At 55.7% G+C, this 24,630-nt stretch carries 27 protein-coding genes and 1 pseudogene; 13 read left to right on the top strand and 15 right to left on the bottom strand.

The features are described from left to right. Positions 1–55: 55 nt before the first annotated feature. Complete coding sequence (gene msrA / locus NKJ21_RS20705; protein ID WP_008807152.1) at positions 56–691, top strand: peptide-methionine (S)-S-oxide reductase MsrA; 636 nt, start codon at positions 56–58, stop codon at positions 689–691. Between the two features lie 30 nt (positions 692–721). Here msrA and NKJ21_RS20700 read toward each other — a convergent pair whose 3' ends face one another. The 3 genes from NKJ21_RS20700 to NKJ21_RS20690 form a co-directional block, all read right to left on the bottom strand. Then, on the bottom strand, positions 722–1,393 hold the full coding sequence (locus tag NKJ21_RS20700) for a hypothetical protein (RefSeq protein ID WP_008807153.1): 672 nt from the start codon (positions 1,391–1,393) through the stop codon (positions 722–724). Between the two features lie 99 nt (positions 1,394–1,492). After that, positions 1,493–2,782 carry an Nramp family divalent metal transporter gene (locus tag NKJ21_RS20695; RefSeq protein WP_012543094.1) on the bottom strand — a complete coding sequence of 430 codons (1,290 nt, stop codon included), beginning with the start codon at positions 2,780–2,782 and terminating at the stop codon, positions 1,493–1,495. 129 nt (positions 2,783–2,911) lie between these two features. After that, complete coding sequence (locus NKJ21_RS20690) at positions 2,912–3,844, bottom strand: dihydrodipicolinate synthase family protein (RefSeq protein WP_022065390.1); 933 nt, start codon at positions 3,842–3,844, stop codon at positions 2,912–2,914. Between the two features lie 291 nt (positions 3,845–4,135). On the opposite strand from NKJ21_RS20690, the gene NKJ21_RS20685 reads away from it, so the two are divergent. Further along, positions 4,136–5,158 (top strand): LacI family DNA-binding transcriptional regulator, encoded by a 1,023-nt coding sequence (locus NKJ21_RS20685; protein ID WP_012543095.1) that lies wholly within the window; start codon positions 4,136–4,138, stop codon positions 5,156–5,158. Positions 5,159–5,262: 104 nt separating this feature from the next. Here the strand turns inward: NKJ21_RS20685 and NKJ21_RS20680 are convergent, their stop codons facing one another. Then, positions 5,263–6,015: an oligogalacturonate-specific porin KdgM family protein gene (locus tag NKJ21_RS20680; protein WP_032736724.1), complete on the bottom strand. Its 753-nt coding sequence runs from the start codon at positions 6,013–6,015 to the stop codon at positions 5,263–5,265. A gap of 520 nt (positions 6,016–6,535) precedes the next feature. Between NKJ21_RS20680 and NKJ21_RS20675 the strand changes: the two genes are divergently transcribed. Then, positions 6,536–7,873 (top strand): hemolysin family protein, encoded by a 1,338-nt coding sequence (locus NKJ21_RS20675; protein WP_008807158.1) that lies wholly within the window; start codon positions 6,536–6,538, stop codon positions 7,871–7,873. A 62-nt stretch (positions 7,874–7,935) separates the two neighbouring features. After that, positions 7,936–8,073 (top strand): annotated as a pseudogene (locus NKJ21_RS20670) (helix-turn-helix domain-containing protein); the annotation flags it as partial. Between the two features lie 61 nt (positions 8,074–8,134). On the opposite strand, the gene NKJ21_RS20665 reads toward NKJ21_RS20670, so the two are convergent. Further along, the gene (locus NKJ21_RS20665) at positions 8,135–8,341 is read right to left on the bottom strand and encodes a DUF1107 domain-containing protein (RefSeq protein ID WP_002886707.1); all 207 of its coding nucleotides are present in this window, start codon (positions 8,339–8,341) and stop codon (positions 8,135–8,137) included. Positions 8,342–8,664: 323 nt separating this feature from the next. Between NKJ21_RS20665 and NKJ21_RS20660 the strand changes: the two genes are divergently transcribed. Continuing rightward, complete coding sequence (locus NKJ21_RS20660; protein ID WP_008807162.1) at positions 8,665–9,222, top strand: YtfJ family protein; 558 nt, start codon at positions 8,665–8,667, stop codon at positions 9,220–9,222. On the opposite strand, the gene cysQ is transcribed toward NKJ21_RS20660, so the two are convergent. Continuing rightward, positions 9,212–9,955, bottom strand: a complete 744-nt coding sequence (cysQ, locus tag NKJ21_RS20655; protein WP_012543098.1) for a 3'(2'),5'-bisphosphate nucleotidase CysQ — start codon at positions 9,953–9,955, stop codon at positions 9,212–9,214. The two genes, NKJ21_RS20660 and cysQ, sit on opposite strands and share 11 nt — an antisense overlap. Before the next feature lie 192 nt (positions 9,956–10,147). Here cysQ and cpdB point away from each other — a divergent pair, with 192 nt between their 5' ends. Beyond that, on the top strand, positions 10,148–12,091 hold the full coding sequence (gene cpdB, locus NKJ21_RS20650; protein ID WP_023323514.1) for a 2',3'-cyclic-nucleotide 2'-phosphodiesterase: 1,944 nt from the start codon (positions 10,148–10,150) through the stop codon (positions 12,089–12,091). Between the two features lie 128 nt (positions 12,092–12,219). Here cpdB and NKJ21_RS20645 read toward each other — a convergent pair whose 3' ends face one another. Beyond that, positions 12,220–12,591 carry a helix-turn-helix domain-containing protein gene (locus NKJ21_RS20645; protein WP_012543100.1) on the bottom strand — a complete coding sequence of 124 codons (372 nt, stop codon included), beginning with the start codon at positions 12,589–12,591 and terminating at the stop codon, positions 12,220–12,222. Positions 12,592–12,681: 90 nt separating this feature from the next. On the opposite strand from NKJ21_RS20645, the gene NKJ21_RS20640 reads away from it, so the two are divergent. The 4 genes from NKJ21_RS20640 (at position 12,682) to ytfE (ending at position 16,225) form a co-directional block, all read left to right on the top strand. Beyond that, positions 12,682–13,530, top strand: a complete 849-nt coding sequence (locus NKJ21_RS20640) for an SDR family oxidoreductase (protein WP_008807166.1) — start codon at positions 12,682–12,684, stop codon at positions 13,528–13,530. 77 nt (positions 13,531–13,607) lie between these two features. Next, positions 13,608–14,432, top strand: coding sequence for an AraC family transcriptional regulator (locus NKJ21_RS20635; protein ID WP_012543102.1), 825 nt, complete (start codon positions 13,608–13,610; stop codon positions 14,430–14,432). Between the two features lie 76 nt (positions 14,433–14,508). Then, a complete protein-coding gene (locus NKJ21_RS20630) occupies positions 14,509–15,480 on the top strand; it encodes a DMT family transporter (protein WP_012969105.1) in 972 nt (323 codons plus the stop codon). 82 nt (positions 15,481–15,562) lie between these two features. Further along, a complete protein-coding gene (gene ytfE / locus NKJ21_RS20625; protein ID WP_012543104.1) occupies positions 15,563–16,225 on the top strand; it encodes an iron-sulfur cluster repair protein YtfE in 663 nt (220 codons plus the stop codon). A 63-nt stretch (positions 16,226–16,288) separates the two neighbouring features. On the opposite strand, the gene cycA is transcribed toward ytfE, so the two are convergent. Continuing rightward, positions 16,289–17,692 (bottom strand): D-serine/D-alanine/glycine transporter, encoded by a 1,404-nt coding sequence (cycA, locus tag NKJ21_RS20620; protein ID WP_012969106.1) that lies wholly within the window; start codon positions 17,690–17,692, stop codon positions 16,289–16,291. A 305-nt stretch (positions 17,693–17,997) separates the two neighbouring features. Beyond that, positions 17,998–18,618 carry an FKBP-type peptidyl-prolyl cis-trans isomerase gene (gene fklB / locus NKJ21_RS20615; RefSeq protein ID WP_002886687.1) on the bottom strand — a complete coding sequence of 207 codons (621 nt, stop codon included), beginning with the start codon at positions 18,616–18,618 and terminating at the stop codon, positions 17,998–18,000. 218 nt (positions 18,619–18,836) lie between these two features. On the opposite strand from fklB, the gene NKJ21_RS20610 reads away from it, so the two are divergent. Next, positions 18,837–19,514: a LysM-like peptidoglycan-binding domain-containing protein gene (locus NKJ21_RS20610; protein ID WP_016160154.1), complete on the top strand. Its 678-nt coding sequence runs from the start codon at positions 18,837–18,839 to the stop codon at positions 19,512–19,514. Between the two features lie 108 nt (positions 19,515–19,622). On the opposite strand, the gene rplI is transcribed toward NKJ21_RS20610, so the two are convergent. The 4 genes from rplI to rpsF are packed head-to-tail and all read right to left on the bottom strand — an operon-like array spanning position 19,623 to position 21,061. Beyond that, the gene (gene rplI / locus NKJ21_RS20605) at positions 19,623–20,072 is read right to left on the bottom strand and encodes a 50S ribosomal protein L9 (RefSeq protein WP_008807173.1); all 450 of its coding nucleotides are present in this window, start codon (positions 20,070–20,072) and stop codon (positions 19,623–19,625) included. A gap of 41 nt (positions 20,073–20,113) precedes the next feature. After that, complete coding sequence (rpsR, locus tag NKJ21_RS20600; RefSeq protein ID WP_000135199.1) at positions 20,114–20,341, bottom strand: 30S ribosomal protein S18; 228 nt, start codon at positions 20,339–20,341, stop codon at positions 20,114–20,116. A gap of 4 nt (positions 20,342–20,345) precedes the next feature. Further along, positions 20,346–20,660, bottom strand: a complete 315-nt coding sequence (priB, locus tag NKJ21_RS20595; protein WP_002885722.1) for a primosomal replication protein N — start codon at positions 20,658–20,660, stop codon at positions 20,346–20,348. A 5-nt stretch (positions 20,661–20,665) separates the two neighbouring features. Beyond that, complete coding sequence (gene rpsF, locus NKJ21_RS20590) at positions 20,666–21,061, bottom strand: 30S ribosomal protein S6 (RefSeq protein ID WP_008807174.1); 396 nt, start codon at positions 21,059–21,061, stop codon at positions 20,666–20,668. A gap of 341 nt (positions 21,062–21,402) precedes the next feature. Here rpsF and NKJ21_RS20585 point away from each other — a divergent pair, with 341 nt between their 5' ends. Together NKJ21_RS20585 and NKJ21_RS20580 are read left to right on the top strand one after the other, a co-directional pair. Further along, positions 21,403–21,678, top strand: a complete 276-nt coding sequence (locus tag NKJ21_RS20585) for a DUF1471 domain-containing protein (protein WP_002885689.1) — start codon at positions 21,403–21,405, stop codon at positions 21,676–21,678. Positions 21,679–21,827: 149 nt separating this feature from the next. Continuing rightward, positions 21,828–23,021 (top strand): MFS transporter, encoded by a 1,194-nt coding sequence (locus tag NKJ21_RS20580; protein WP_239270675.1) that lies wholly within the window; start codon positions 21,828–21,830, stop codon positions 23,019–23,021. 65 nt (positions 23,022–23,086) lie between these two features. Here the strand turns inward: NKJ21_RS20580 and NKJ21_RS20575 are convergent, their stop codons facing one another. Together NKJ21_RS20575 and NKJ21_RS20570 are read right to left on the bottom strand one after the other, a co-directional pair. After that, positions 23,087–23,773: an L-ribulose-5-phosphate 4-epimerase gene (locus NKJ21_RS20575; protein ID WP_012969108.1), complete on the bottom strand. Its 687-nt coding sequence runs from the start codon at positions 23,771–23,773 to the stop codon at positions 23,087–23,089. Further along, positions 23,773–24,627 (bottom strand): L-ribulose-5-phosphate 3-epimerase, encoded by an 855-nt coding sequence (locus NKJ21_RS20570; RefSeq protein ID WP_008807178.1) that lies wholly within the window; start codon positions 24,625–24,627, stop codon positions 23,773–23,775. Before NKJ21_RS20570 ends, NKJ21_RS20575 begins: the two co-directional genes overlap by 1 nt. Positions 24,628–24,630 lie beyond the last annotated feature (3 nt).

The following is a 24,630-nucleotide window of genomic DNA, read 5'->3' as shown; positions in this document are numbered from 1 at the left end:
AAAAGACACGCTTCGTTACAACCTTAACGACGATTTCTGTATTGAGAGGCCAACCGTGAGTCTATTTGATAAAACGCATCTTGTCGCCCAGGCGGATGCGCTGCCTGGACGCAATACCCCCATGCCAGTGGCGACGCTCCACGCAGTTAACGGCCACTCGATGACCAACGTCCCGGCGGGGATGGAAGTGGCGCTGTTCGCCATGGGCTGCTTCTGGGGAGTGGAGCGCCTGTTCTGGCAATTGCCGGGGGTTTACAGCACCGCCGCAGGCTATACCGGCGGCTATACGCCAAATCCGACCTATCGCGAAGTGTGCAGCGGCCAGACCGGTCACGCGGAAGCAGTGCGCGTGGTTTACGATCCGCAGGTGATTAGCTATGAGCAGTTATTACAGGTGTTCTGGGAAAATCACGATCCGGCGCAGGGCATGCGACAGGGCAACGACCACGGTACCCAGTACCGTTCGGCGATTTACCCGCTGACGCCGGAACAAACGGCAGCGGCAAAGGCCAGCCTCGCCCGCTTCCAGGCGGCGATGAACGACGCGCACGATACTCGTCACATCACTACCGAGATCGCTACCGCCAAACCCTTCTACTATGCCGAAGACGATCATCAGCAGTATCTGTATAAAAACCCGCACGGCTATTGCGGCATCGGCGGCATCGGCGTGTGCCTGCCGCCTCAGTAACAACCCGATTGCGCTATCGGGGAGTGGTGGTTAATCAGAAAAGACCGGGCCCGCAGGGAAGTGGGCCAGAAATGCCGTCACGGTTAACCATTCACGCAATGACGGAAACGTCATCTCTTTCTCTGCCAATGCCCGATCGAAAGCGATTAGCGAATCGATGCCTGCCGTTCCGAACACGCCCCCGGCCCATAGTATTCTTTGCGCCTGGTCCCGCGCCCAGCCACTCTCGCTACGCCAGGCAAGGATATGCAGCAGAGCCTGTAATAAAGAGGCGACGTGGGTGCGCTGCTCTTTCACCAGCCGGCGGTAAACAGGCAGAGCAACACTTCTTATAATGTCGATACTCTCCCATACCGCCTCGTCTTTCAGCAGCCTCCCGGCCTCTTCGCACAGACGATTATGGGTAATAACCTCTTTTTTCTCGATGGTCTTCCCGGCAGCAATCACCATCCCACCCAGCAAATAGAGCGACTCTGGCAATAATGGCAAAACAACCCGCCGTTCTCTGGCAAGCTGCTGTCCGGCATAAAGGCAGTTAACCACTGTTTTTTGGACGTTGTATGGCTCGCTGTGGCTATCGAGGAGATGTAACTCAGGTACCAGGTGATTCACTAAATCCACCGCCCGGACAGAGTGAAGAATAATGCTGCTCTGTTCGGAGGTCTGTATTCTCTGCACATCCAGTAAAACAGTCTCTTCCATTTTATTTTCCCTCTGTTATACGTACTTGCACAACGCCCATGCCGGGACGCATCTGATTCCAGCCTTCGCTTAATCGCGCAGCATCAGTCATACCCCACCTCAAAACAGGGTTGAAAGAGAGGACATAAACTTAGGTAAGGTATTTATCAGCGCAACGAGAGTGAGCAACAAACAAAAGAGATAGCTGATCGCCATGCATATTTGTAATAACCGTGGCGCCTTGTATCCTTTATTAATATCCTTTCGCCACAGCAGCAGGCAAATAAACAAGCCGGCGACCGGCGTGGATACCGCCGTTGCCACATTCGCTAAGTAAATTAACTGCACCGGCGAACCGCCAAAGCTAAAGCAGATTAACCCCGCCACCACCAGCACCACCATGGATCCCCACTGGACCGCTTTACTCTCCAGCGCGGTAGATTTATTGAAGCCGGAATTGAGCAGCACAACCCCACGCTGAGTATTCCCCAGTAGAGATGAGAAACCCGCCCCCAATAGGGCGACACCCATAATGTATTTTGCCGCCCGTCCCATACTGGGCGTTAACAAATCGGCCAGCTGCGTCGGCGTATTGATTGATATCCCTTGCGGAAAAAGGACGATGGCCCCCACCAGAATAATCGCCCCGCTGATCAGCAGCACACCGATAATATGGGCGACGGTATCCGCCACCATCACGCCATTAAAGAGGTCATCTTTTTTCCATTTTTTCTCTTTGCCAAGGTAAGTGCCGTAGATCCCGGTCGTCAGGGAGGCATTGGTACTGATAAAGCCCAGGGCGGTGACTAAACTCCCCGCAGGAAACATCCAATGCGTTAACCCTTCGCCACTGGCTTTCCAGTCTGGTCCCCCCGTCCCTACCAGGGTAATATAAAAAGCGATAATCATTGCCACAATACAAATAGTGATCCCTTTTTCGACTTTGGAATAAACGCCTTTAGAGAAATAGCAATAGATCATCACCGCAATCATAATTAACGCACCGAGTTTCCAGTCAATGCCGAAAACCAGGTTCATGCCGGCCCCGGTACCCGAGATATTCCCCATGGTAAAAAAAAGACAGGCTAAAAAAGTAGCCACCCCGACAAACCCCGAGGCGACTTTACCGTAATAGTGACGTATCGCCTCGATTGACGGCATTCCGGTGAGCATCGAGATACGATAGGTCGTCAACATAAACGTGATCCCCATAAAGGCAATGGGGATCAGTAGCCATAGCAAAGAGTAGCCATAGTCCGCCCCTAACATCGACGCGGTGGTGATAGCGCCGGGACCGACAACGACCCCGGTAAGAACAATACCCGGACCAATACGGCGAATTAATTGAGAGAAGGGAAGTTTTTCTATTTGTGCGGGTACAGTGGAAGATGTTTTTTCTAAATTATTCATGACAGCCTCATTATATTATCTTTACAGAATATTATATGGCCAACCTTATATATTGAATAAAACCGGATAGTCCCTGGTAAAACCAACCCGTATTCATGAAGAATACGGGTTTAACATACAAATAATGAATTAAATAACCGCTTTTTTAATACCTGCTTCACGGATAGCCGCTTTGATCTCTTCTTCCGCGCCGGGTTCCAGCGGTAACAACGGTGAACGAACGGTCGCGTGTTCCAGGATGCCACGTTCAACCAGAGCATGTTTCAGCGCGACCGTGCCTTCCATATGCGAGCCACGGTGATAAACGGCCTTGGTAACCGGCAGCAGACGATCGTGAACCGCTTTGGCCTTCACATAATCCTGCGCTTTTCCGGCCTCCAGCAGCTCTAACAGGAGTTCCGGCGCAATATTGCCATACCCCACCAGGAAACCATCAATATCAAAAGCGGTATGCAGCAAATATTCATCATGACAGCTGAGGATCTGTAAATCAGGGCGTTCGCGGCGAATCACCGGAATTTCCGTATCCCAGCGGCGCATATTCCGCACGCCATTTTTCATCGCAAAGACTCCCGGTTGCGCGGAGATATCCAGCATCGTTTCGAGGTTATAGGTGGCTTTCGTGACATCCGGATACTGGAACAGAATAAGCGGCAGGCCGCTCTCTTCGTATACCACGCGATAACGATCCTGCGGCGCCCCTTTTTGGTAGCCAAAACGCAGCCAGCCATGGGAGGGATACAGCAGGCCAGCAGAGGCCCCGGCTTCCACGGCACGCTGTGCTTCCAGCGCCGCCACTTCCGTCCCTTCGCCGGTAATACCGGCGATAACCGGCACGCGGCCTTCGGTCGAGTCCACAAAACTACGGATAACATCGGCCTGCTCCTGCTGAGTCAGGAAGGTACCTTCCCCGGCATGTCCCAGCACCACCAGACCTTTCACGCCTTTCACGCTGCCAAGCCAGGAACCTAAGCGTTTGATCGCTTGATGATCGATGCGTCCATCGCGGGTAAAAGGGGTAACGGGGGCTGGAACAATACCACGCAAATCAAGTGCTTTCATGTTAACTCCTTACACATTTCAACAATAAAGATGATAAAATCCCCTTCTTGAAATCGATTGCAGGAACGATTGCAAGTGAGTTGAAATGTCTTCCCTTTACTCCGCAAGATCAAGGGTACTCTGCGAATAAATGCAATTCGCATCACAAAAAAGAGCGGCTTAAATGTTTATCAATCTGCATTACGTGATCTATTTCCCACATTATTGCCTGTTACCGTTCACGCCAATTCAGTTGCGTGGGCGAAATAACTACGAATACAATCTCAGCTGAATTTAAACAGGGAATCGGTCATGGGAAATCAGTCATCTTCAGAGCAAAATGGAAGAACGATCACGATGCAGGATGTGGCACGCGCTGCAGGCGTGAGTGTTTCAACTGTTTCACGCGTGCTGGATGAACGTCTCCCCCCGTCCCGCAGCCCTTCCGCTGAAAAAATACGCGAAGCGGCGAAGCAGTTGGGTTATCGACGTGACTATGTGGCGTCAAGTCTGCGCCGGGGCGATACCGGCACGATAGGCGTACTGGTCCCCAGATTGACTGATACCGTGACGGCGATGTTCTATGAAGCCGTCTCTCAGGCCGCTGCGCGCCATGGGTATTTCACGGTAGTGGCCACCTGTGGCAACGATCCAGAAACGGAAGAGCGCGCCACGCAATCTCTGTTAGACCGCCGGGTGGACGGCCTGATCCTTTCCACCTGCCGCCTGGGCGATCGCCTGCCCCAGCAGCTACGGGAAAAACAGATCAACCATGTTCTGGCGCTACGTACCGACGGTATAAGTCCATCGGCCATTGGTGATGACGAACTGGGGGGTTATCTGGCGACCCGCCATTTACTGGATTTAGGGCACCGGGAAATCGGCATCATTGCCGGGCCGAATTTTTCATCAAGCACCTTAAACCGGCAAAAGGGTTTCCTGCGTGCCATGCAGGAAGCGCAGGCCGAGGTGAATCCCCAGTGGTGGCGAGATTCCGATTTTACCATTGTGGCCGGTGAAAACGCCGGTTATGAAATACTGAATAGTCCTGCGCGCCCCAGCGCCATTTTCGCCGTCAATGATGACCTGGCGATCGGCGTGATGGCGGCGGCACATCGACTCGGGCTGGAGATAGGCCGCGACGTTTCGCTGGTGGGTTATAACGATATTCCTTTGGTCAGCCGCCTGCCGATCCCCTTAACCTCGGTAAAAACGCCGCTTGATCAGCTTGCCAGCCATGCTGTCGAATTACTGTTAAGCAACCATGCGGAAAATCCCCAGCGCTATTCTCTGCCGACGCTGATCCCGCGCGCTTCCACGCGGCCTTATCGCTAAGCGGCGAAGGTTCCCGGCCCAAAGGGTGTGACAGGGCCGGGGCAGTATTTAATATTATGCCAGCTAATGTTATCAGATATTGATTCTTGCTCTTCAGGGGGAGGTTATAGCGTAAACGTCATGCCAATACGATACCGTGATTCTGAGATTTTATTTTGGCCGTCATGGTAGCCCTGTTTCCCGAGATAATCATATTCGATATAGGGACTAAACCAGTCATTCCATTTATAGCGTAGCGTTAGCGCATTTTCTGTCGCCGAAGACTTATCATTTTTATACTTATAGTCGTCATTGACGTGGCGATAGACCGTGCCTTGATATAAGGCGCTCCATTGTGCATTAAATTTATAGGCAACATATAAATCCAGACGATTGACGCTATCCCGATGCGACTCACCGGCACTATTGACCGTTTCATAAGTGTTGTAGTCATAGCGATAACGCAGCCCAAAGGTAAGGTCGGGCGTGGCTTTATAATTAACGCGCAGATAAGGCCGTAGCTGAGTGCCTTTGCTGCTCCAGTGATAGATGCCGCCAGGCTGCAAGGCCCATTTTTCAGCGAATGGCCAGCTATAGTTAACCTCTATTTCATTATAATCGACCGTGCTGTCGCCAAAGGAGTGGGAACCATCAGCTCTGTCAGTACCCTGGTTGCCCTGATGGTTATTTTTGTTGTTTTTGTTATCCATCTCCATACTCGCCCACCAGCCTGTTTCCCACCCCTGGCTGACCTTATAGCGGGACTCGTAAGAGTGGCTTCCCGCCCGATATCCTCCCCTGACATCAAAGGTCAGCGCGTGGCCGGCTGCAGGACTGCCAAGAACGCAACACATAATAAAAGCGGTTTTTGTACGCATATTTTATCCCTAAAATTAATCATCTCGAAATAAAACGGAAAAGAATATGACCGTATTTATATATTTTCCAAATCAATGTGAAATCGTTTGCAGTATCGTTTTCTATTGCAGATATAGTTCTATTGCTGAATATAAACGGTCAAGCCGGTAAAAATACCTATGCTATTTTCATCACAAATTTTCATCCGTTATTATCATGGCAGATGAATTTCTGTGATCGACTCCGCTCCCTTTATTAGCCGATCATCACCTTCCCTTTCACCTGCAGCGAGTCGCTCTTGTTGTGGTAAATAACCGGCGTGCGCCTGTCATCATAAGTACGCGTTTACGATGATGCATGGCGGAGAGATAACCGCGTAATTAACAATGATTAATCAATGCTCTGGCGATTTTGCTGACTGTTACGCTATACTACCTTCTGAAATTGCCAGCCCACGCCTGTGGGCGGGTGTTCAAGTAGCTTCCTTATAGTTCGATCAACTTCCCTTCCGAGGATCTGACCTCAACGGTCAGAAAAGATATGTTAAACAGTATTTTAGTAATACTCTGTCTGATAGCCGTCAGTGCCTTTTTTTCGATATCGGAAATCTCACTGGCCGCCTCACGTAAAATCAAACTGAAACTGCTGGCCGATGAAGGCAACGTCAACGCACAGCGCGTGCTGAAGATGCAGGAGAACCCGGGCACCTTCTTTACCGTCGTGCAAATCGGCCTCAATGCCGTCGCCATTCTTGGCGGTATCGTGGGCGACGCGGCCTTCTCCCCGGCGTTTCATAGCCTGCTCAGCGGGTATATGTCGCCGGAGCTGTCCGAGCAGCTGAGCTTCATCATCTCTTTTACCCTGGTCACCAGCTTGTTCATCCTGTTTGCTGACCTGACTCCGAAACGCATCGGTATGATTGCGCCCGAAACCGTGGCTCTGCGCATCATCAACCCGATGCGCTTCTGCCTGTTAGTCTTCCGCCCGCTGGTGTGGTTGTTTAACGGCATGGCCAACATGATCTTCCGCATCTTCAAACTGCCGATGGTGCGTAAAGACGATATTACTTCCGACGATATCTATGCCGTCGTTGAAGCCGGCGCGCTGGCCGGGGTGCTGCGCAAGCAGGAGCACGAGCTGATTGAGAACGTGTTCGAGCTGGAATCCCGTACCGTTCCTTCCTCCATGACCTCGCGCGAAAACGTCATTTGGTTTGATTTACACGAAGACGAGCAGAGCCTGAAGAATAAAGTGGCCGAACATCCACACTCGAAATTCCTCGTCTGTAATGAAGATATCGACCACATTATCGGTTACGTCGATTCAAAAGATCTGCTGAACCGCGTACTGGCCAACCAGAGCCTGGTCCTGACCGGCGGCGTGCAGATCCGCAACACGCTGATCGTGCCGGATACCCTGACCCTGTCAGAAGCGCTGGAAAGCTTCAAAACCGCCGGCGAAGATTTCGCGGTGATCATGAATGAATACGCGCTGGTCGTCGGGATCATCACCCTCAACGACGTCATGACCACCCTGATGGGCGACCTCGTCGGCCAAGGGCTGGAAGAGCAGATTGTCGCCCGCGATGAAAACTCGTGGCTGATCGATGGCGGTACGCCGATTGATGACGTGATGCGTGTGCTGGATATCGACGAGTTCCCGCAGTCCGGGAATTACGAGACCATCGGCGGCTTTATGATGTTTATGCTGCGTAAAATCCCCAAACGCACCGACGCGGTGAAGTTCTCCGGGTATAAGTTTGAGGTCGTGGATATCGATAACTACCGTATCGACCAGCTGCTGGTGACCCGCATCGATAACAAGCCAACGGTGCTGGTGCCGAAGCAGGCGGAAGCGGCGGAAAGCCAGAACGCCTGAGCGTAACCCTTCCTCTATTTTCAGGGCGGATAACCATCCGCCCTTTTTATTGCCCGAATATAACGTCCTCGCTCCCACTTAACAAAATTGCTTTATCGGTGGGTTACAGCGATCCGGTCTATTTCACCCGCCTTTTTCGTAAACATAACGGCATCCCACCGGGCGAATATCGCAAACGCTATGCGGAAATGAAGGGCTAAAAACATCAACGGCTCCCATCGGGAGCCGTCTTTTACCTACTACGTACTGCTACGTTTCAGGTTATGCCATCTCAGTTTGCAGACGCAACACCTGACGATTGACTTCGGACATCACTGACAGATGCAGCTTGTCCTTGACCTTCGGGATAAGGATTTTGCCCTTATCAAATTCAAATGCGCCAACGTCCTTGATGTACAGCCGTCCACGAAACAGGATCTTCACGTACTTCGCCACTTGCAGCGGATTGTAGCGTTGGAAAATTTTCATTCTTCTCTCCTGCCAGGGTTACGCTCCTGTGGTGCCACAGTTAGCCCACGTATCGGGAGCGCAAATTTTAATGCCCTAAAACTATAGTCCAGAATCTCAGAGGGACCCAGTGTGTATAAGTTTATTTACCGTTTGATGACAATAATTCAGAATTTTCGTTTCGGACATACGATGAAGTAAGTATAAGTCGCCGTTTTTCTACTAATTTGTGCGTCAACACGCAAACTGGCATCCTCATTGCGGGTAATCGCCGCCAATCGCACTTATGATTAAACGAGACCAAGTGGTCGGATCACCTGCATAAAAATGATTAAGGATTACGCATGACCCTACGTAGCATACTGGCCGCCTCGTTACTGCTTCTCCCGCTGCTGGCCACAGCGCATAACTTCGTCGACGGCCAGCGTGTGGCGCCGGTCGGCGTCGCGGATCGGGGAGAACTCATTCTGGATAAGGATAAGTTTAGCTATAAAAACTGGAACAGCTCGCAGCTGGTGGGAAAAGTGCGAGTTATCCAGCACATTGCCGGTCGCTCGTCAGCCAAAGAGAAAAATGCCAACCTGATCGAGGCGATTAAAGCGGCAGGTTTCCCGCACGATCGTTACCAGACCACCACCATCGTTAACACCGACGATGCCATTCCGGGCACCGGCATGTTCGTGCGCAGCAGCATTGAGAGTAATAAAAAGCTTTTTCCATGGTCGCAGTTTATCGTCGACAGCAACGGGCTGGTGCGTAAAGCCTGGCAACTGGACGAGAAGAGTTCCGCGATCGTGGTGCTGGATAAGGACGGGCGCGTAAAGTGGGCCAAAGACGGTGCGCTGACCCAGCAGGAGGTGCAGCAGGTCATCGACCTGCTGCATAAATTGCTTAATAAATAGAGACCCGGAAGCCGGGGTTGAGGAAGGATTCACGCGGCGTGTAGTCGAGGGTTTTGCCCTGCCAGTCGTGAACATGCGCCCCGGCGGCCACCGCGACCGCGTGGCCGGCGGCAGTGTCCCAGGTGCTGGTCGGCCCGAAGCGCGGATAGAGCTGGGCCTGGCCTTCCGCCACCAGGCAGAACTTCAGCGAAGATCCGATAGAAGTGGTTTGATGCTCGCCCAGTTGCTCAAGATACTCCTGCAGCTCCGGATCGTTACCGTGAGAGCGACTGATCACCACCAGCGGCGGACGGGCATCGCGGACCTGGATCTGCTTGCGCACCCCGCACTCTTCTTTCCACGCTTTGCCTTTTTCCGCGCTGTACATCACCTTCATCACCGGCGCATAGACCACGCCCAGCGTCGGCTTGCCGTTTTCGATCAGCGCGATATTGACGGTGAATTCGCCGTTACGCTTAATAAACTCTTTGGTGCCGTCCAGCGGGTCGACCAGCCAGTAGCGCTGCCAGTGCTGACGTACCTCCCAGGCCGGCGGGTCCTCCTCGGAAAGAACCGGGGTGTCAGGATCCAGCGCTTTCAGACCGCTGATGATGACGTTGTGCGCTGCGATATCCGCCGCCGTGACCGGAGAATCATCTTTCTTGCTAGCGACGTTGATCGGCTGGTTTCCATCGTAGACTTCCATGATGGCATCGCCCGCGTTCCGTGCAAGCTGACATACTTGTTCTAACATTCTCCACCTCGTCTGGTTACAGTGGCGTTAACTCGTTGTTTTATTTATATCGCATCACCGCGAGTTCCGCTATCTGTGATAACGATGGCGGTTTCTCTGCCCGCTTTTCTGGCAAGATTCACATTTCTGTAAGCAACAGAATATAAATACATTTTCTACTGTGCTATCGCTCATAAAAAAAGGACGCCTCTGATGATTAAGTTTAGCGCAACGCTCCTGGCCACGCTGATCGCCGCCAGCGTCAACGCCGCGACGGTCGACCTGCGGATCATGGAAACCACCGATCTGCACAGCAATATGATGGACTTTGACTATTACAAAGATGCCGCCACGGAGAAATTCGGCCTGGTCCGTACCGCCACCCTGATCGAACAGGCGCGGGCAGAAGCGAAAAACAGCGTGCTGGTGGATAACGGGGATGTTATCCAGGGGAGCCCGTTAGGCGACTACATGGCCGCGAAAGGGTTGAAAGAAGGCGATGTGCATCCGGTGTATAAGGCGATGAATACCCTGAATTACGCCGTCGGCAACCTGGGCAACCATGAATTCAATTATGGCCTCGACTTCCTGCATAAGGCGCTGGCCGGGGCGAAATTCCCCTACGTGAACGCCAATATCATCGATGCCAAAACTGGCAAACCGATGTTTACGCCGTACCTGATCCAGGATACCCGGGTCGTGGACAGCGATGGTCAACCCCATACTCTGCGCATCGGCTATATCGGTTTTGTGCCGCCGCAGATCATGACCTGGGATAAAGCCAATCTCAGCGGTAAAGTGACGGTCAACGACATTACCGAAACCGCGCGCAAATATATCCCGGAGATGCGGGCGAAAGGGGCTGATGTGGTGGTCGTGGTCGCGCACTCCGGCCTCTCCGCCGACCCGTATCAGGCGATGGCCGAAAACTCGGTCTACTACTTAAGCCAGGTGCCCGGCGTGGACGCCATTATGTTCGGCCATGCCCACGCGGTGTTCCCGGGTAAAGACTTCGCCAACATCAAAGGCGCGGATATCGCCAAAGGGACGCTGAACGGCGTACCGGCGGTGATGCCGGGAATGTGGGGCGATCATCTCGGGGTGGTTGATCTGGTGCTGAACAACGACAGCGGCAAATGGCAGGTAACTCAGAATAGAGCGGAAGCGCGGCCAATCTATGACGCGGTGGCGAAGAAATCGCTGGCGGCCGAAGACGGCAAGCTGGTGGCGGTGCTGAAAGCCGACCACGACGCCACTCGCGAATTCGTCAGCAAGCCGATCGGCAAGTCCGCCGACAACATGTACAGCTATCTGGCGCTGGTGCAGGACGACCCGACGGTGCAGGTGGTCAACATGGCGCAGAAAGCCTATGTAGAACACTATATTCAGGGCGACCCGGATCTGGCGAAGCTGCCGGTGCTCTCCGCCGCCGCGCCGTTTAAAGTCGGCGGACGTAAAAACGATCCGGCGAGCTTTGTCGAAGTGGAGAAAGGTCAGCTCACCTTCCGCAATGCCGCCGACCTCTATCTCTACCCCAACACCCTGGTGGTGATGAAGGTCAGCGGGAAAGAGGTCAAGGAGTGGCTGGAGTGCTCCGCCGGACAGTTTAACCAGATCGATCCCGCCAGCAGCAAGCCGCAGTCGCTGATCAACTGGGACGGCTTCCGCACCTATAACTTCGACGTCATTGACGGGGTGAACTACCAGATTGACGTCACCCAGCCGGCCCGCTACGACGGCGAATGTCAGATGATCCATCCGCAGGCAGAGCGTATTAAGCACCTGACCTTTAACGGTAAACCTGTCGATCCGCAGGCCACTTTCCTGGTCGCGACCAATAACTATCGCGCTTACGGCGGCAAATTCGCCGGCACCGGTGAGAGCCATATCGCCTTTGCCTCACCGGATGAAAACCGTTCAGTGCTGGCGGCGTGGATAGGCGCGCAATCGAAGAAGGATGGCGCGATCCATCCGGCGGCGGATAACAACTGGCGTCTGGCGCCGATCCACAGCAACACGCCGTTGGATATTCGTTTTGAGACCTCGCCAGGCGACAAAGCCGCGGCGTTTATCAAAGAGAAAGCACAGTATCCAATGCGCCAGGTGGCCACCGATGATATCGGCTTCGCCATTTATCAGCTGGATTTGAGCAAGTAATGCCTGTTCCCCGGTGGCGCTGCGCTTACCGGGGCTACAAACCGGGGCTGGCTGGTAGCCCGGATAAGACGCCAGCCGCTATCCGGGAATATCTCCCCGGTGGCGGGGCTACAGGGAGTGATACATTTTCACTCCCCGTGGTTAGCCAACACCGCAGGCAGATTGCTCTCGATCCAGTCCGCCAGCGCCGCCACTTTCTCGCTCACCTGCAGGCCGAGCGGCGTCAGGCTATATTCAACGTGTGGCGGTACCACCGGATAAGAGACGCGGTCGATAAAACCATCCTGCTCCAGGGCCTGCAGCGACTGCGCCAGCATCTTTTCGCTGACCCCGCCCATTTTGCGGCGCAGATCGCTGAAGCGATGGGTCCCCTCGCGCAGCGCCACCAGAATCAACACGCCCCAGCGACTGGTGACATGTTTAAGCACATCGCGCGACGGGCACTGTTCCGCAAACAGGTTGCCGTTGCGCAGTTTCTCGCTCAGCGTCGGTTCGGCCATTTTCACACTTACCTTTTTGTACGTACTTACTAAAAGTTAGTTAAGGTGTTAGCTTACCACAACTGCCACTAAACACGAAGGAGAAGACCCATGATCGCCCTTACCGGTGCCACCGGCCAGCTTGGCCACTACGTTCTGCAAGACCTGTTAAAAACCGTCCCTGCCAGCCAGATTGTGGCGATTGTCCGCAACCCGGCCAAAGCCCAGTCCCTCAGCCAGCAGGGCGTCGTTGTCCGTCAGGCCGACTATAGCGACGAAGCGGCACTGACCGCCGCGCTGCAGGGCGTGGATAAACTGCTGTTAATCTCCTCCAGCGAAGTCGGTCAGCGCGCCGTTCAGCACCGCAACGTCATCAACGCCGCCAAAGCCGCTGGGGTGACATTCATCGCCTACACCAGCCTGCTGCACGCCGACACCTCGCCGCTGGGCCTGGCCGCAGAGCATATTGAAACCGAGCAGATGCTGGCCGACTCTGGTATCGCTTACGCCCTGCTGCGCAATGGCTGGTATACCGAAAACTATCTGGCCAGCGCACCGCCGGCGCTGGAGCATGGCGTGTTTATCGGTGCCGCCGGCGAGGGTAAAATTGCCTCCGCCACCCGTGCGGATTATGCCGCCGCTGCCGCCCGCGTTATCGCTGGTGAAGGCCATGAAGGGAAGATTTACGAACTGGCGGGTGATAACGCCTGGACGCTGAGCGACCTGGCTGCTGAGCTGAGCACGCAAAGCGGAAAAAACGTGGTCTACCAGAACCTCAGCGAAGCCGATTTCGCCGCCGCGCTGAAAAGCGTCGGTCTGCCGGCGGGTCTGGCGGATATGCTGGCGGATTCCGATGTCGGCGCGTCGAAAGGCGGGCTGTTTGACGACAGCCGCACCCTGAGTACGCTGATCGGCCGTCCGACCACCTCCCTTGCTGAAAGCGTGAAAGGCATTCTGTAACCACCCCTGACAGCTTTTGCGGTTGCGTCCCGGCGGTTCCTCTCTCATATTGAAGGGATAACCGTCGGGAGGCAGGCATGCAGGGCGTACCACCCCAATTTAGTGATGAAAAAGACCGCGCGCGCTTTCGCCATCTCGAACAGCTGCCCGGGGTGGAGCTTTACCACGCCCATATCTCTCGCTACGCCTTTGAACCCCATACCCACGAAGCCTTCGGCATCGGCGTGATTGAGCAAGGCGCTGAACGCTTTCGCTACCGCGGCAGCCAGCATATCGCCGCCGCGAACGCCATTGTCACCATGAATCCCGACGAGCTGCATACCGGCGAAGCGGAAACCGCTGACGGCTGGCGCTACCGGATGATTTATCTGGAGCCGGACCGTCTGGAAGCCATCACCGGGGTGCGCGACTGGTGGTTCAGCGAGGTGGTCCGCGAGGATCCCCTGCGTTCCCGACAGATTGGCCAGCTGATTTATGGCCTGTGGCATAGCGACGATCCGCTGGCCCAGCAGGGACTGCTGCTCGACCTCATCGACGCCTTCCGCCCTCTGGCCCACCATGCCTCTGCGCAGGGTGAGGCCGGGCATCGCTTCGACCGGGTGCGCGACTACCTGCACGATAACTATATGCGCCCCATCACCCTCGACGAGCTAGCGCAGGTGGCGGCGCTTAGCCCATACCACTTTCAGCGCCAGTTTAAAGCCCACTATCACGTGACGCCCCATCAGATGCTGATGGCCATCCGTCTGTGGCGCGCCAAAGCGTTTCTCACCCACGGTATGCCCGCCGCCGAAGTGGCGATAGCCGTCGGCCTCACCGACCAGTCCCACCTGACCCGCGCCTTCACCCTGCGTTACGGCATTACGCCGGTGCGCTATCAGAAGCAGGTCGCCAGGCGCTAATGCGCAATCTCATACAATATTCCTGCCCGGCCCCCTTCTACACTGCAGACCAACAGTGATGAAAACGGATGCAATGATGATTAGTGGTGTGCTGTACGCCCTGCTGGCGGGGCTGATGTGGGGATTAATTTTTGTCGGGCCTCTGCTGGTGCCAGAGTACCCGGCGATGCTGCAGTCGATGGGGCGCTATCTGGCGCTGGGCCTGATCGCCCTGCCGCTGGCGTGGCTCGGGCGCGCGCGTTTGCGCCAGCTGAGCCGCAACGACTGGTGGACTGCGCTGGGCCTGACGATGATGGGAAATCTTATCTATTACGCCTGCCTGGCCAGCGCCATTCAGCGCACCGGGGCGCCGGTCTCCACCATGATTATCGGCACGCTGCCGGTGGTCTTGCCGGTCTTCGCCAATCTGCTCTACAGCCAGCGCGACGGAAAGCTGCCGTGGCGGCGTCTGTTTCCGGCGCTGGTCTGCATCGCCGTGGGCCTGATCTGCGTTAACGTCGCAGAACTGCGCCAGGGGCTGCCTGATTTTAGCCCGTGGCGCTACGGCTCCGGCATCGCGCTGGCGCTGGGATCGGTGGCCTGCTGGGCCTGGTATGCCCTGCGCAACGCCCGCTGGTTGCGGGAAAATCCGCATCAGCCGCCGATGATGTGGGCTACCGCTCAGGCACTGGTCACGCTTCCGGTTTCGCTGGCCGGCTATCTCGCCGCCTGCGCCTGGCTGCACGGCCAGCAGGCCGGGTTTCCCCTGCCCTTCGGCCCGCGCCCGGCGGTGTTCATTACGCTGATGCTGGCCATCGCGGTGCTCTGCTCATGGGTCGGCGCGCTGTGCTGGAATATCGCCAGCCAGCGGCTGCCGACGGTGATCCTCGGGCCGCTGATCGTCTTCGAAACCCTGGCCGGGCTCCTGTATACCTTTCTGCTGCGGCAAAGTTTACCGCCGCTGCTGACCCTGAGCGGGATCCTGTTGCTGGTGCTCGGCGTGGTCTCCGCCGTACGCGCCAGACCGGAAAAACCGATGCTGCAGCCGCTGACGGACGAAAAAAAGTAGCCAGGCCTCCTTAAGGGGTATTCCCTCGCCAAAAAGATGCATTTAAAATACATCTTATATTCCTGATGACGAGGTAACTGCTATGGCTTTCCGTGACCAACCTTTAGGCGAGCTGGCGCTGACCATCCCGCGCGCCTCCGCCCTGTTCCGTCAATACGATATGGATTACTGCTGCGGCGGCAAACAGACCCTGGCGCGCGCCGCATCGCGGAAAGCGCTGGATGTCGCGGTGATTGAAGCCGAGCTGGCGAAACTGGCCGAGCAGCCTCTTTCCCGCGACTGGCGCGCGGCGCCCCTCCCGGAGATTATTGACCACATCATCGTCCGCTATCACGACCGGCACCGCGAACAGCTGCCGGAGCTGATCCTGCAGGCCACCAAGGTTGAACGTGTGCATGCCGATAAACCGAACGTGCCGAAAGGGCTGACCAAATACCTGACCATGCTGCATCAGGAACTCTCCAGCCACATGATGAAAGAGGAGCAGATCCTGTTCCCGATGATCAAACAGGGGATGGGCGCCCAGGCCGGGGGGCCGATCAGCGTAATGGAAAGCGAGCACGATGAAGCGGGTGAACTGCTGGAGGTCATTAAGCACATCACCCATAACGTGACGCCGCCGCCGGAAGCCTGCACCACCTGGAAGGCGATGTATAACGGTATCAACGAGATGATTGACGATCTGATGGAGCACATCAGTCTGGAAAATAACGTACTGTTCCCGCGCGCCCTTGCCGGAAAATAAAAAGGCGCCCGCAGGCGCCCTCGACATTGTCCGTCTTACTTTGGCCACTCCGGGTGGCCTTTTTTATTTCGCCAGACGTTTTTTGCCGGCAAACAGCCAGCCCGCGCCCAGCAGAACAAACCACAGCGGGGTGACCATCAGCGCTTCACGGGTATCATCTTCCAGGGTCAACAGCACCAGTACGAAGACGAAGAAGGCCATGCACACCCAGCACATGAATTTGCCCAGCGGCATCTTGTATTTGGACTTTTCATGCAGCTGCGGGCGCTTTTTACGGTAGACCAGATAAGAGCAGAGGATAATCGTCCAGACGAACATAAACAGGATCGCCGACACCGTGGTGATCATGGTGAACGCGGCAATCACGCTCGGGTTGACCATCAGCATGACCACACCGCCCAGCAGGCACATGCAGGAGAAGGTTAAACCCTTCGCCGGCACCGCACGCTTCGACAGCTTGGCGAACATCTTCGGCGCCTGGCCATCCTGCGCCAGACCGAACAACATACGGCTGGTAGAGAACACGCCGCTGTTGGCCGAGGAGGCTGCGGAAGTCAGCACCACAAAGTTGATCAGGCTCGCTGCCGCCGGCAGGCCGACCAGCACGAACAGCTCGACGAACGGGCTCTTGCTCGGCACCACGGAGCTCCACGGCGTCACCGACATAATCACAATCAGCGCGAAGACGTAGAACATAATGATACGCAGCGGGATGGAGTTAATCGCCCGTGGCAGGGATTTCTCCGGGTCTTTGGTTTCGGCGGCGGTGGTCCCCACCAGCTCAATCCCCACGAAGGCGAACACCGCAATCTGGAAGCCGGCAAAGAAGCCGCTCAGCCCTTTCGGGAACCAGCCGCCGTCATTCCACAGATGGGCGAAAGAGGCTTCGACGCCGGTCGGCGATTTGAAATGCATCATGACCATCACCAGGCCGACGACGATTAGCGCCACAATGGCGACGATTTTGATCATCGCGAACCAGAACTCCATTTCGCCAAACATTTTGACGGTGGCCAGGTTCAGGCCCAGCAGCAGCAGGATCACCGCCAGCGAGGCGACCCAGTCGGAGAGCCCGGGAAACCAGAACTGCGCGTAGGCGGTGATCGCCACTACGTCCGCCATTCCGGTGACGACCCAACAGAACCAATAGGTCCAGCCGGTAAAGTAACCCGCCCACGGCCCCAGCAGATCGGCCGCAAAATCGCTGAAGGATTTATATTCGAGGTTCGACAGCAGTAATTCGCCCATGGCTCGCATAACGAAAAACAGCATAAAACCGATAATCATATAAACAAAAATAATAGATGGCCCGGCAAGGCTGATAGTTTTGCCAGAACCCATAAATAACCCAGTGCCGATCGCCCCGCCAATCGCAATCAGCTGAATATGTCGGTTTGTGAGATTTCGCCGTAGCGATTGTTCAGTCGGCTCCTGCTCAATAGCAGCGACTTTAATCTGATCTACCATGTGATTTCTTCCTGTTGTACCTGTCTGTGTTGTTCAGGCTCTGATGGCCCGTCGTCTGTCATTAACCCCAGCAAGGGCTAGTCGATATTAGGTAAGAATCGGAGGGATGAATACTATGATTTAGATATAATGTTAATTTTATGTTTAAAGTGAGTGTTATATCACTCATCCACCGCGAAATAGCTCACAAAAATACACCCATACGCGATGAATGCAAAACATAATTCTAATTAATTTTTAACTTAAGGATTTTACGCTATTTTTGCGGCTTCCCCCACCTCAGGGGAAGAGGAAGCCTCTGCTGTTTAGATAATATCCAGCAGTTCAACTTCGAAGATCAGGGTGCTGAACGGAGGAATCGACGCGCCAGCGCCGCGTTCGCCGTAGGCCAGGTTGTGCGGGATCGTCAGTTCCCATTTAGAACCGACCGGCATCAGGGTCAGCGCTTCAATCCAGCCGCCGATCACGCCGGTCACCGGGAATTCAGCTGGCTCACCACGGGCGACGGAGCTGTCGAAGACGGTGCCGTCGATCAGTTTGCCGGTGTAGTGCACGCGTACGCGGTCGGTACGTGCCGGGATCGGGCCTTCGCCCTGGGTCAGTACGCGGAACTGCAGACCAGATTCGGTGCTATTCACACCCTCTTTCTCGCGGTTTTCATCGAGGTATTTCTGGCCGTCGGCGGCCATGGCCTGGAAACGTTCGCGGCGTACGGCGTCAGCACGCTCGTGGATTTCACGCAGCGCACGGTGAACGGCTTCTACCGGCACCTGCGGCTGGTTACCTTCCAGCGCATCAGCGATACCCGCCACCAGCGCTTCCGGCAGCAGCCCCTGCAGGCCGGATTCGCTCAGCTGTTGTCCAACCTGCAAGCCGATACCGTAACTTGCCTGCGCTTCGATAGTGTCAAAAGTTGGGGTTGCCATCTTTGTTCCTTTTTGGGTGATAAACATCAAGAGAAAAGCGTGCGAAAGCATAACAGCCATAGCGAAATGGGTAAAACTTTGTCGGCGGATGATGACAAATCTCAGCGAAACAGAAACAATAGGCGGCAGCAGGTTAACTTTACTTTGTTCCGGTCATCAGGACGTTAGCCATCTATACTCATATGCAGGATAAAAATATGCGGAGCAGGAGGAAAGCCATGCCCGGGCGCTTTGAACTGACATCTACCCTGGCGAAGATCTGGCACGCCCCGGATCATTTTCGCCTCCTGGACCCGCTGCCCCCGATGCACCGCCGGGGTATCATCGCAGGCTTCCTGTTGGTCATTATCGGTATCCTTCTTCCTTCCGACGATAGCCAAAGCCCGGCGACAAACAGCCGCGAAGCGAACCTGAATCTTCAGTCGCAGTCCCAGCCGCAAGCTGGCGGCAATCAGGCCGTTCCGCTCCCGCCGATCACCAATACGCCGACCGTGAGCGATGCCGATCAGATGGCGCCCGTCGCCCCGGAGCCGATACAGGACGAGCAGCCAGATCAGGCGCAGACGCAGACGCAACAGCCAGCTTCCCAACCGTATCAATCCTCGCAGCAGCAGTCCGCCCCGGGCATTGAGCAGCAGTGGCGGACCTATCGCATCGAGTCAGGCAAAACCCTGGCCCAGCTGTTCCGCGATCATGGGCTGCCGGCCACCGACGTCTACGCGATGGCGCAGGTTGAAGGCGCTGGCAAACCATTAAGCACGTTGCAGAGCGGACAGACGGTACAAATTCGGCAGAACGCAAACGGCGTAGTCACCGGCCTCACTATCGATACCGGCAACGGCCAGCAGGTGTTGTTTACCCGCCAGTCGAACGGCAGCTTTGTGCGTGCGCGATAGTGGAGAAGACGACAGCAAGCGTTACGCCGCCCCAAAATGAAAGGCGCTAAAAAGCAAAACGCCGGCACAAGGCCGGCGATTTGTTGTTACCAGAACGTCAGAGGCCGATTACTCAGCAACCACGTTGATGATAACTTTAGCGAATACTTCGCTGTGAACCTGGAAGTCCACTTCGTGCTCGCCAACGTTACGCAGAACGCCGTTCGGCAGGCGAACTTCGCTCTTAGCAACTTTAACGCCTGCTGCAGTAACAGCGTCAGCGATGTCGCGAGTACCGATGGAACCGAACAGTTTACCTTCGTCGCCAGCTTTGGACGCGATGGTTACGGATTCCAGGGCGTTGATCTGCGCAGCACGAGCTTCAGCAGCTGACAGAACGTCAGCCAGTTTGGCTTCCAGTTCAGCGCGACGTGCTTCGAAGAATTCAACGTTTTTCTTGGTAGCAGGAACAGCTTTACCCTGCGGGACCAGGAAGTTACGAGCATAGCCCGCTTTAACGTTAACCTGATCACCCAGGCTACCCAGGTTTGCTACTTTATCAAGCAGAATAACTTGCATTACCTTATCCTCTCAAAGTCGTATTAATGGACCGTGACCGATTACTGATGACGATCAGTGTACGGCAGCAGGGACAGGTAGCGAGCGCGTTTGATAGCGCGAGCCAGCTGACGCTGGTATTTTGCACGGGTACCGGTGATACGGCTCGGGACAATCTTACCGCTTTCGGTGATGTAGTTTTTCAGCGTAGCGATATCTTTATAGTCGATCTCTTGAACGCCTTCCGCGGTGAAACGGCAGAACTTGCGACGACGGAAATAACGTGCCATATGGCTAGTCTCCAGAATCTATCAATTCAATCTGCTCGGCATGCAGAACCATTTTGCTCAAGCCGTTCTTTGCCTTATGGCAAGAGATGAACCCTCGAACGGTTACTGCGCTACCGACCGTTATACTGTGAGTAATGGCCTGGTTTTCGTGACCGCTAATAATAACGGGCATTTGACACCATGCCTGCCGGTGAAAACCGGCTTCCTCCTGCACTGAACGATGCTCAAGCACAAACTGGCAGTGAGGAATTCCTGACGGGCTGACCTTACGAAGTGGAGTCCTGCAAATAATGCCGGACAGCTCCAGACGGTTGGTCATCAGGATTACTCTTCAGAATCCCCAGCTTCAGAATCATCTGCGGTTTCGTTGGCGAAATCTTCGCGACGCTCACGGCGCTCGTCTTTCGCTTTAACCATCGGAGATGCTTCGGTAACAGCGTGCTTAGTACGCATTACCATGCTGCGGATAACGGCGTCGTTGAAGCGGAAGTTAGTTTCCAGCTCATCGATCGCTTCCTGCGGCGCTTCAACGTTCAGCAGAACGTAGTGAGCTTTGTGCAGTTTGTTGATCGGATAAGCCAGCTGACGGCGGCCCCAGTCTTCCAGACGGTGGATCGTACCTGCTGCTGCAGTGATTGCACCAGTGTAACGTTCGATCATGCCCGGAACCTGTTCGCTCTGGTCAGGATGGACCATAAAAACGATTTCGTAATGACGCATCGAATTGCTCCTTACGGATTATTCAGCCTCCTGTCTGGGTCAGCCGCGGCCCATGGAGGCAAGGAACGTGTTAAAGGGCGGCTGAAAAATTGACGCGTCATTCTAATGGCGCCCCCCCAGGAACACAAGCGGATTTGCACAAATAATTCGCACTTAGCGCCAAGTGGCGCTAAGTGGGTGATTTAAAATTAACCAATAAAGGAAGCGGCATTTTTTTGAACGACTGCATCAGAAAAGGTCGCCATGCGACGAACGCGCAGCGATTACACTTATATCAGAGCCAAACGACCACAGGAGAGCCCCCGAGTCAGCGTCAGGACTGTCAGTCAGGAGCGTAGTATATGAAACTGAAAATCATCGCCATGATGGCTGCGCTTTTCTTCAGCGCCAACGCGCTGGCAGCTATCCAAATCACCGAACGACAGGCCCGCAACATGGACGACGTGCAGAGCCTCGGCGTTATCTATATCAATCACAATATGGCCACTGAGCACGAGGCCGAGCAGGCCCTTAGCCAGATGAGCGATGCGCAGGGGGCGAAATACTTTCAGCCTATCCTGATGCACGAACCCGAAACCAACGGCCCGCTTCGCGCCAGCGCGGTGATATACCGCTAACGCCTGCCCGATTCTTCGCCTCTCCTTGCGAGGGGCGAAGCGAGGCCTGCGCCTAAACGCAATTGAGAATTATTTTACAAACCGACTTATCAGCGCCATCGCAACCTGATTTAATCAGCCACTCGCCATTTGATAATCAGGAGTGATTGATGGTTCCGCGTTTCGCCACCTTAGGCCGTATCCCCAAAGGCGTTTGGGTACTCGGCGGCGTCAGCCTGCTGATGGATGTCTCCTCCGAGATGATCCACAGCCTCTTACCGCTGTTTATGGCCACCACCCTCGGCGCCAGCGTGATAATTATCGGTCTTATCGAGGGACTGGCGGAAGCCACCGCCCTGATCCTGAAAGTCTTCTCCGGCGTGATCAGCGACTATGTCGGCAAGCGCAAAGGACTGGCGCTGCTGGGATACGGCCTGGGCGCGCTCAGTAAGCCGCTGTTTGCCATCGCCCCCACCGCCGGAGTGGTGTTTAGCGCCCGCATGATTGACCGCGTAGGCAAAGGTATTCGCGGTGCGCCACGCGATGCGCTGGTTGCCGACGTCACCCCGCCGGAGTTCCGCGGCGCCGCCTACGGGCTCCGCCAGGCGCTGGATACCGTCGGCGCCTTTCTCGGCCCGCTGCTGGCGGTGCTGCTGATGTTTATCTGGGCCAACGATTTTCACGCTATTTTCTGGGTGGCGGTCATTCCCGCCGTGCTCTCCATTCTCCTGCTCGGGTTTGGCCTGCAGGAGCCAAAATCCGCCATCGCACACAAACGCAGCAATCCGCTGAAGCGCGAAAACCTGAAAAAGCTCTCCGCCGCCTACTGGTGGGTAGTCGCCATCGGCAGCATCTTCACCCTCGCCCGCTTCAGCGAAGCCTTTCTGGTGCTGCGCGCCCAGCAGATGGAGATCCCGCTGTTTACCATCCCGCTGGTGATGGTGGCGATGAACCTGGTCTACAGCCTCACGGCTTACCCGTTCGGTAAACTCTCAGACAGCATGAGCCACAGCAAACTGCTGCAGTGGGGACTGCTGGTGCTGATCCTCGCCGATATCGTGCTGGCGCTCAGCGGCCACTGGAGTACGCTACTGCTCGGCGTCGCGCTGTGGGGGATTCATATGGGAATGACCCAGGGCCTGCTGGCAGCGATGGTTGCGCATACCGCGCCGCCGGAACTACGCGGTACGGCATTCGGTATGTTCAACCTGATGAGCGGCCTGGCGCTGCTGCTGGCCAGTACCGGCGCAGGGGTACTGTGGGAAACCTTCGGCGCCGCCTCGACGTTTTACGCCGGCGCGATAATTTGTATGGTAACGCTCATCGGCATGCGCGTGATGCCGTCGGCCTATCGTCAGGGCTAAAAAAACGGCTCCGGGGCCAGACCAGTTGCTTCACCGTGAGGGGTGAAAGCCCCGGAGCGCGCTATCTACTTTTGCCCATAGTAGGCGTTTGGCCCATGCTTACGCTGAAAATGCTTATTCATCAGCCAGCTATCGATGGGCTGCAACTGCGGATTAATCCCGCGGGCAATCCACGCCATGCGCGCCACTTCTTCCATCACCACCGCGTTGTGTACCGCCTCGTGGGCGTCTTTGCCCCAGGCAAACGGCCCGTGCTGATAGACGACGATCCCAGGCGTATGCAGCGGATTCGACGCGCCCAGCGTTTCGATAATCACCTGCCCGGTGTTCAGCTCGTAAGCCTCGTCCACCTCCTGTGCGCTAAGCGCCCGGGTACAGGGGATATCACCGAAGAAGTAGTCCGCATGGGTGGTGCCAAGCGCCGGGATCGCCAGCCCCGCCTGCGCCCAGGCGGTGGCATGCGTCGAGTGGGTATGCACCACTCCGCCAAGGTCGGGATAACGACGATAGAGCGCCAGATGGGTGGCGGTATCAGAGGAGGGGCGATACAGCCCTTCCACCACGTTGCCCTCAAGATCCACGACAACCATATCGTCCGCCTTCATGGTCTCATAGGCGACGCCGCTGGGCTTGATCGCCACCAGCCCGCGCTGCCGGTCAATGGCGCTGACATTGCCCCAGGTGAAGGTCACCAGACCGTAGCGCGGCAGATCCATATTGGCCTCGAACACCTGCTGTTTCAGTTGTTGCATTACGCCGCCTCCATCAGGCCCGCGCGGGCCATCCGCGCCTTCACCCAGTCACGTGCCTTCGCCACCTCCGCCAGCGGGTCAGCGCTGGTTTCGCTCCACATCTCAATCAGGTACGGGCCACAGTAGCCGGTCTGCTTGAGCGTTTCGAAGCAGCGTTCAAAATCGACCACCCCTTCGCCGAACGGCACGTTTTTAAAGACGCCAGGTTTCGTGTCTTTGACGTGTACCGCCACGATATGCCCGCTCCCCGCCTTCAGTTCCATCTGGACATCGTTATCCCACGCTGACAGATTGCCGATATCAGGGTAAAGCTGGAACCACGGATTATTCAGGTAATGGGCGTAGCCTAAGGCCTTACTGATCGAGTTCATCAGCGGGTAATCCATGATCTCCATCGCCAGCGTGACCTGGGCACGGCTGGCCATTTCGACGCTCTGTTTCAGGCCGTCGCGAAAGCGGCGGCGCGTCTCATCGTTCGCCTGCTGGTAATAGACGTCGTAGCCTGCCAGCTGGATCACCCGGATCCCCACATCCTGCGCCAGCTGGATGGCTTTACGCATAATTTCCAGCCCCTGATGACGCACCGCGTCGTCTTCACTACCCAGCGGAAAACGGCGATGGGCGCTAAGGCACATCGATGGTACCCGGACGCCGGTGTCAGCCACCGCCTTGACCAGCGCCAGACGCTGCTCGGGGCTCCAGTCCAGTCGCGCAAGGCGCACGTCCGTTTCATCGAGAGACATTTCCACAAAATCAAAGCCCAGCGCCTTCGCCAGCTGCAGCCGCTCCAGCCAGCACTCCCCGGCGGGGAGCGCTTTTTCATAGATGCCGAGCGGAATGGATTTCGCCAACATAAC

Source organism: Klebsiella sp. SWET4 (assembly GCF_024296565.1).
GTDB lineage: Bacteria > Pseudomonadota > Gammaproteobacteria > Enterobacterales > Enterobacteriaceae > Klebsiella > Klebsiella variicola.
Note: the sequence above shows the minus strand (reverse complement) of the source record. Positions and strands in the feature narration are given on the sequence as shown.

What these genes read in the sequence shown, in the direction of transcription:
- NKJ21_RS20695 (WP_012543094.1), bottom strand. Translation starts at nt 2,782, where the DNA reads ATGAATAATTTAGAAAAAACATCTTCCACTGTACCCGCACAAATAGAA.
- NKJ21_RS20610 (WP_016160154.1), top strand. Translation starts at nt 18,837, where the DNA reads ATGCCCGGGCGCTTTGAACTGACATCTACCCTGGCGAAGATCTGGCAC.
- NKJ21_RS20665 (WP_002886707.1), bottom strand. Translation starts at nt 8,341, where the DNA reads ATGAAAATTTTCCAACGCTACAATCCGCTGCAAGTGGCGAAGTACGTG.
- priB (WP_002885722.1), bottom strand. Translation starts at nt 20,660, where the DNA reads ATGACCAACCGTCTGGAGCTGTCCGGCATTATTTGCAGGACTCCACTT.
- cpdB (WP_023323514.1), top strand. Translation starts at nt 10,148, where the DNA reads ATGATTAAGTTTAGCGCAACGCTCCTGGCCACGCTGATCGCCGCCAGC.
- NKJ21_RS20645 (WP_012543100.1), bottom strand. Translation starts at nt 12,591, where the DNA reads ATGGCCGAACCGACGCTGAGCGAGAAACTGCGCAACGGCAACCTGTTT.
- NKJ21_RS20580 (WP_239270675.1), top strand. Translation starts at nt 21,828, where the DNA reads ATGGTTCCGCGTTTCGCCACCTTAGGCCGTATCCCCAAAGGCGTTTGG.
- NKJ21_RS20570 (WP_008807178.1), bottom strand. Translation starts at nt 24,627, where the DNA reads ATGTTGGCGAAATCCATTCCGCTCGGCATCTATGAAAAAGCGCTCCCC.
- rpsR (WP_000135199.1), bottom strand. Translation starts at nt 20,341, where the DNA reads ATGGCACGTTATTTCCGTCGTCGCAAGTTCTGCCGTTTCACCGCGGAA.
- NKJ21_RS20635 (WP_012543102.1), top strand. Translation starts at nt 13,608, where the DNA reads ATGCAGGGCGTACCACCCCAATTTAGTGATGAAAAAGACCGCGCGCGC.
- NKJ21_RS20630 (WP_012969105.1), top strand. Translation starts at nt 14,509, where the DNA reads ATGATTAGTGGTGTGCTGTACGCCCTGCTGGCGGGGCTGATGTGGGGA.
- NKJ21_RS20585 (WP_002885689.1), top strand. Translation starts at nt 21,403, where the DNA reads ATGAAACTGAAAATCATCGCCATGATGGCTGCGCTTTTCTTCAGCGCC.
- NKJ21_RS20675 (WP_008807158.1), top strand. Translation starts at nt 6,536, where the DNA reads ATGTTAAACAGTATTTTAGTAATACTCTGTCTGATAGCCGTCAGTGCC.
- NKJ21_RS20680 (WP_032736724.1), bottom strand. Translation starts at nt 6,015, where the DNA reads ATGCGTACAAAAACCGCTTTTATTATGTGTTGCGTTCTTGGCAGTCCT.
- rpsF (WP_008807174.1), bottom strand. Translation starts at nt 21,061, where the DNA reads ATGCGTCATTACGAAATCGTTTTTATGGTCCATCCTGACCAGAGCGAA.
- NKJ21_RS20690 (WP_022065390.1), bottom strand. Translation starts at nt 3,844, where the DNA reads ATGAAAGCACTTGATTTGCGTGGTATTGTTCCAGCCCCCGTTACCCCT.
- rplI (WP_008807173.1), bottom strand. Translation starts at nt 20,072, where the DNA reads ATGCAAGTTATTCTGCTTGATAAAGTAGCAAACCTGGGTAGCCTGGGT.
- NKJ21_RS20660 (WP_008807162.1), top strand. Translation starts at nt 8,665, where the DNA reads ATGACCCTACGTAGCATACTGGCCGCCTCGTTACTGCTTCTCCCGCTG.
- cycA (WP_012969106.1), bottom strand. Translation starts at nt 17,692, where the DNA reads ATGGTAGATCAGATTAAAGTCGCTGCTATTGAGCAGGAGCCGACTGAA.
- NKJ21_RS20640 (WP_008807166.1), top strand. Translation starts at nt 12,682, where the DNA reads ATGATCGCCCTTACCGGTGCCACCGGCCAGCTTGGCCACTACGTTCTG.
- NKJ21_RS20575 (WP_012969108.1), bottom strand. Translation starts at nt 23,773, where the DNA reads ATGCAACAACTGAAACAGCAGGTGTTCGAGGCCAATATGGATCTGCCG.
- NKJ21_RS20685 (WP_012543095.1), top strand. Translation starts at nt 4,136, where the DNA reads ATGGGAAATCAGTCATCTTCAGAGCAAAATGGAAGAACGATCACGATG.
- NKJ21_RS20700 (WP_008807153.1), bottom strand. Translation starts at nt 1,393, where the DNA reads ATGGAAGAGACTGTTTTACTGGATGTGCAGAGAATACAGACCTCCGAA.
- cysQ (WP_012543098.1), bottom strand. Translation starts at nt 9,955, where the DNA reads ATGTTAGAACAAGTATGTCAGCTTGCACGGAACGCGGGCGATGCCATC.
- fklB (WP_002886687.1), bottom strand. Translation starts at nt 18,618, where the DNA reads ATGGCAACCCCAACTTTTGACACTATCGAAGCGCAGGCAAGTTACGGT.
- ytfE (WP_012543104.1), top strand. Translation starts at nt 15,563, where the DNA reads ATGGCTTTCCGTGACCAACCTTTAGGCGAGCTGGCGCTGACCATCCCG.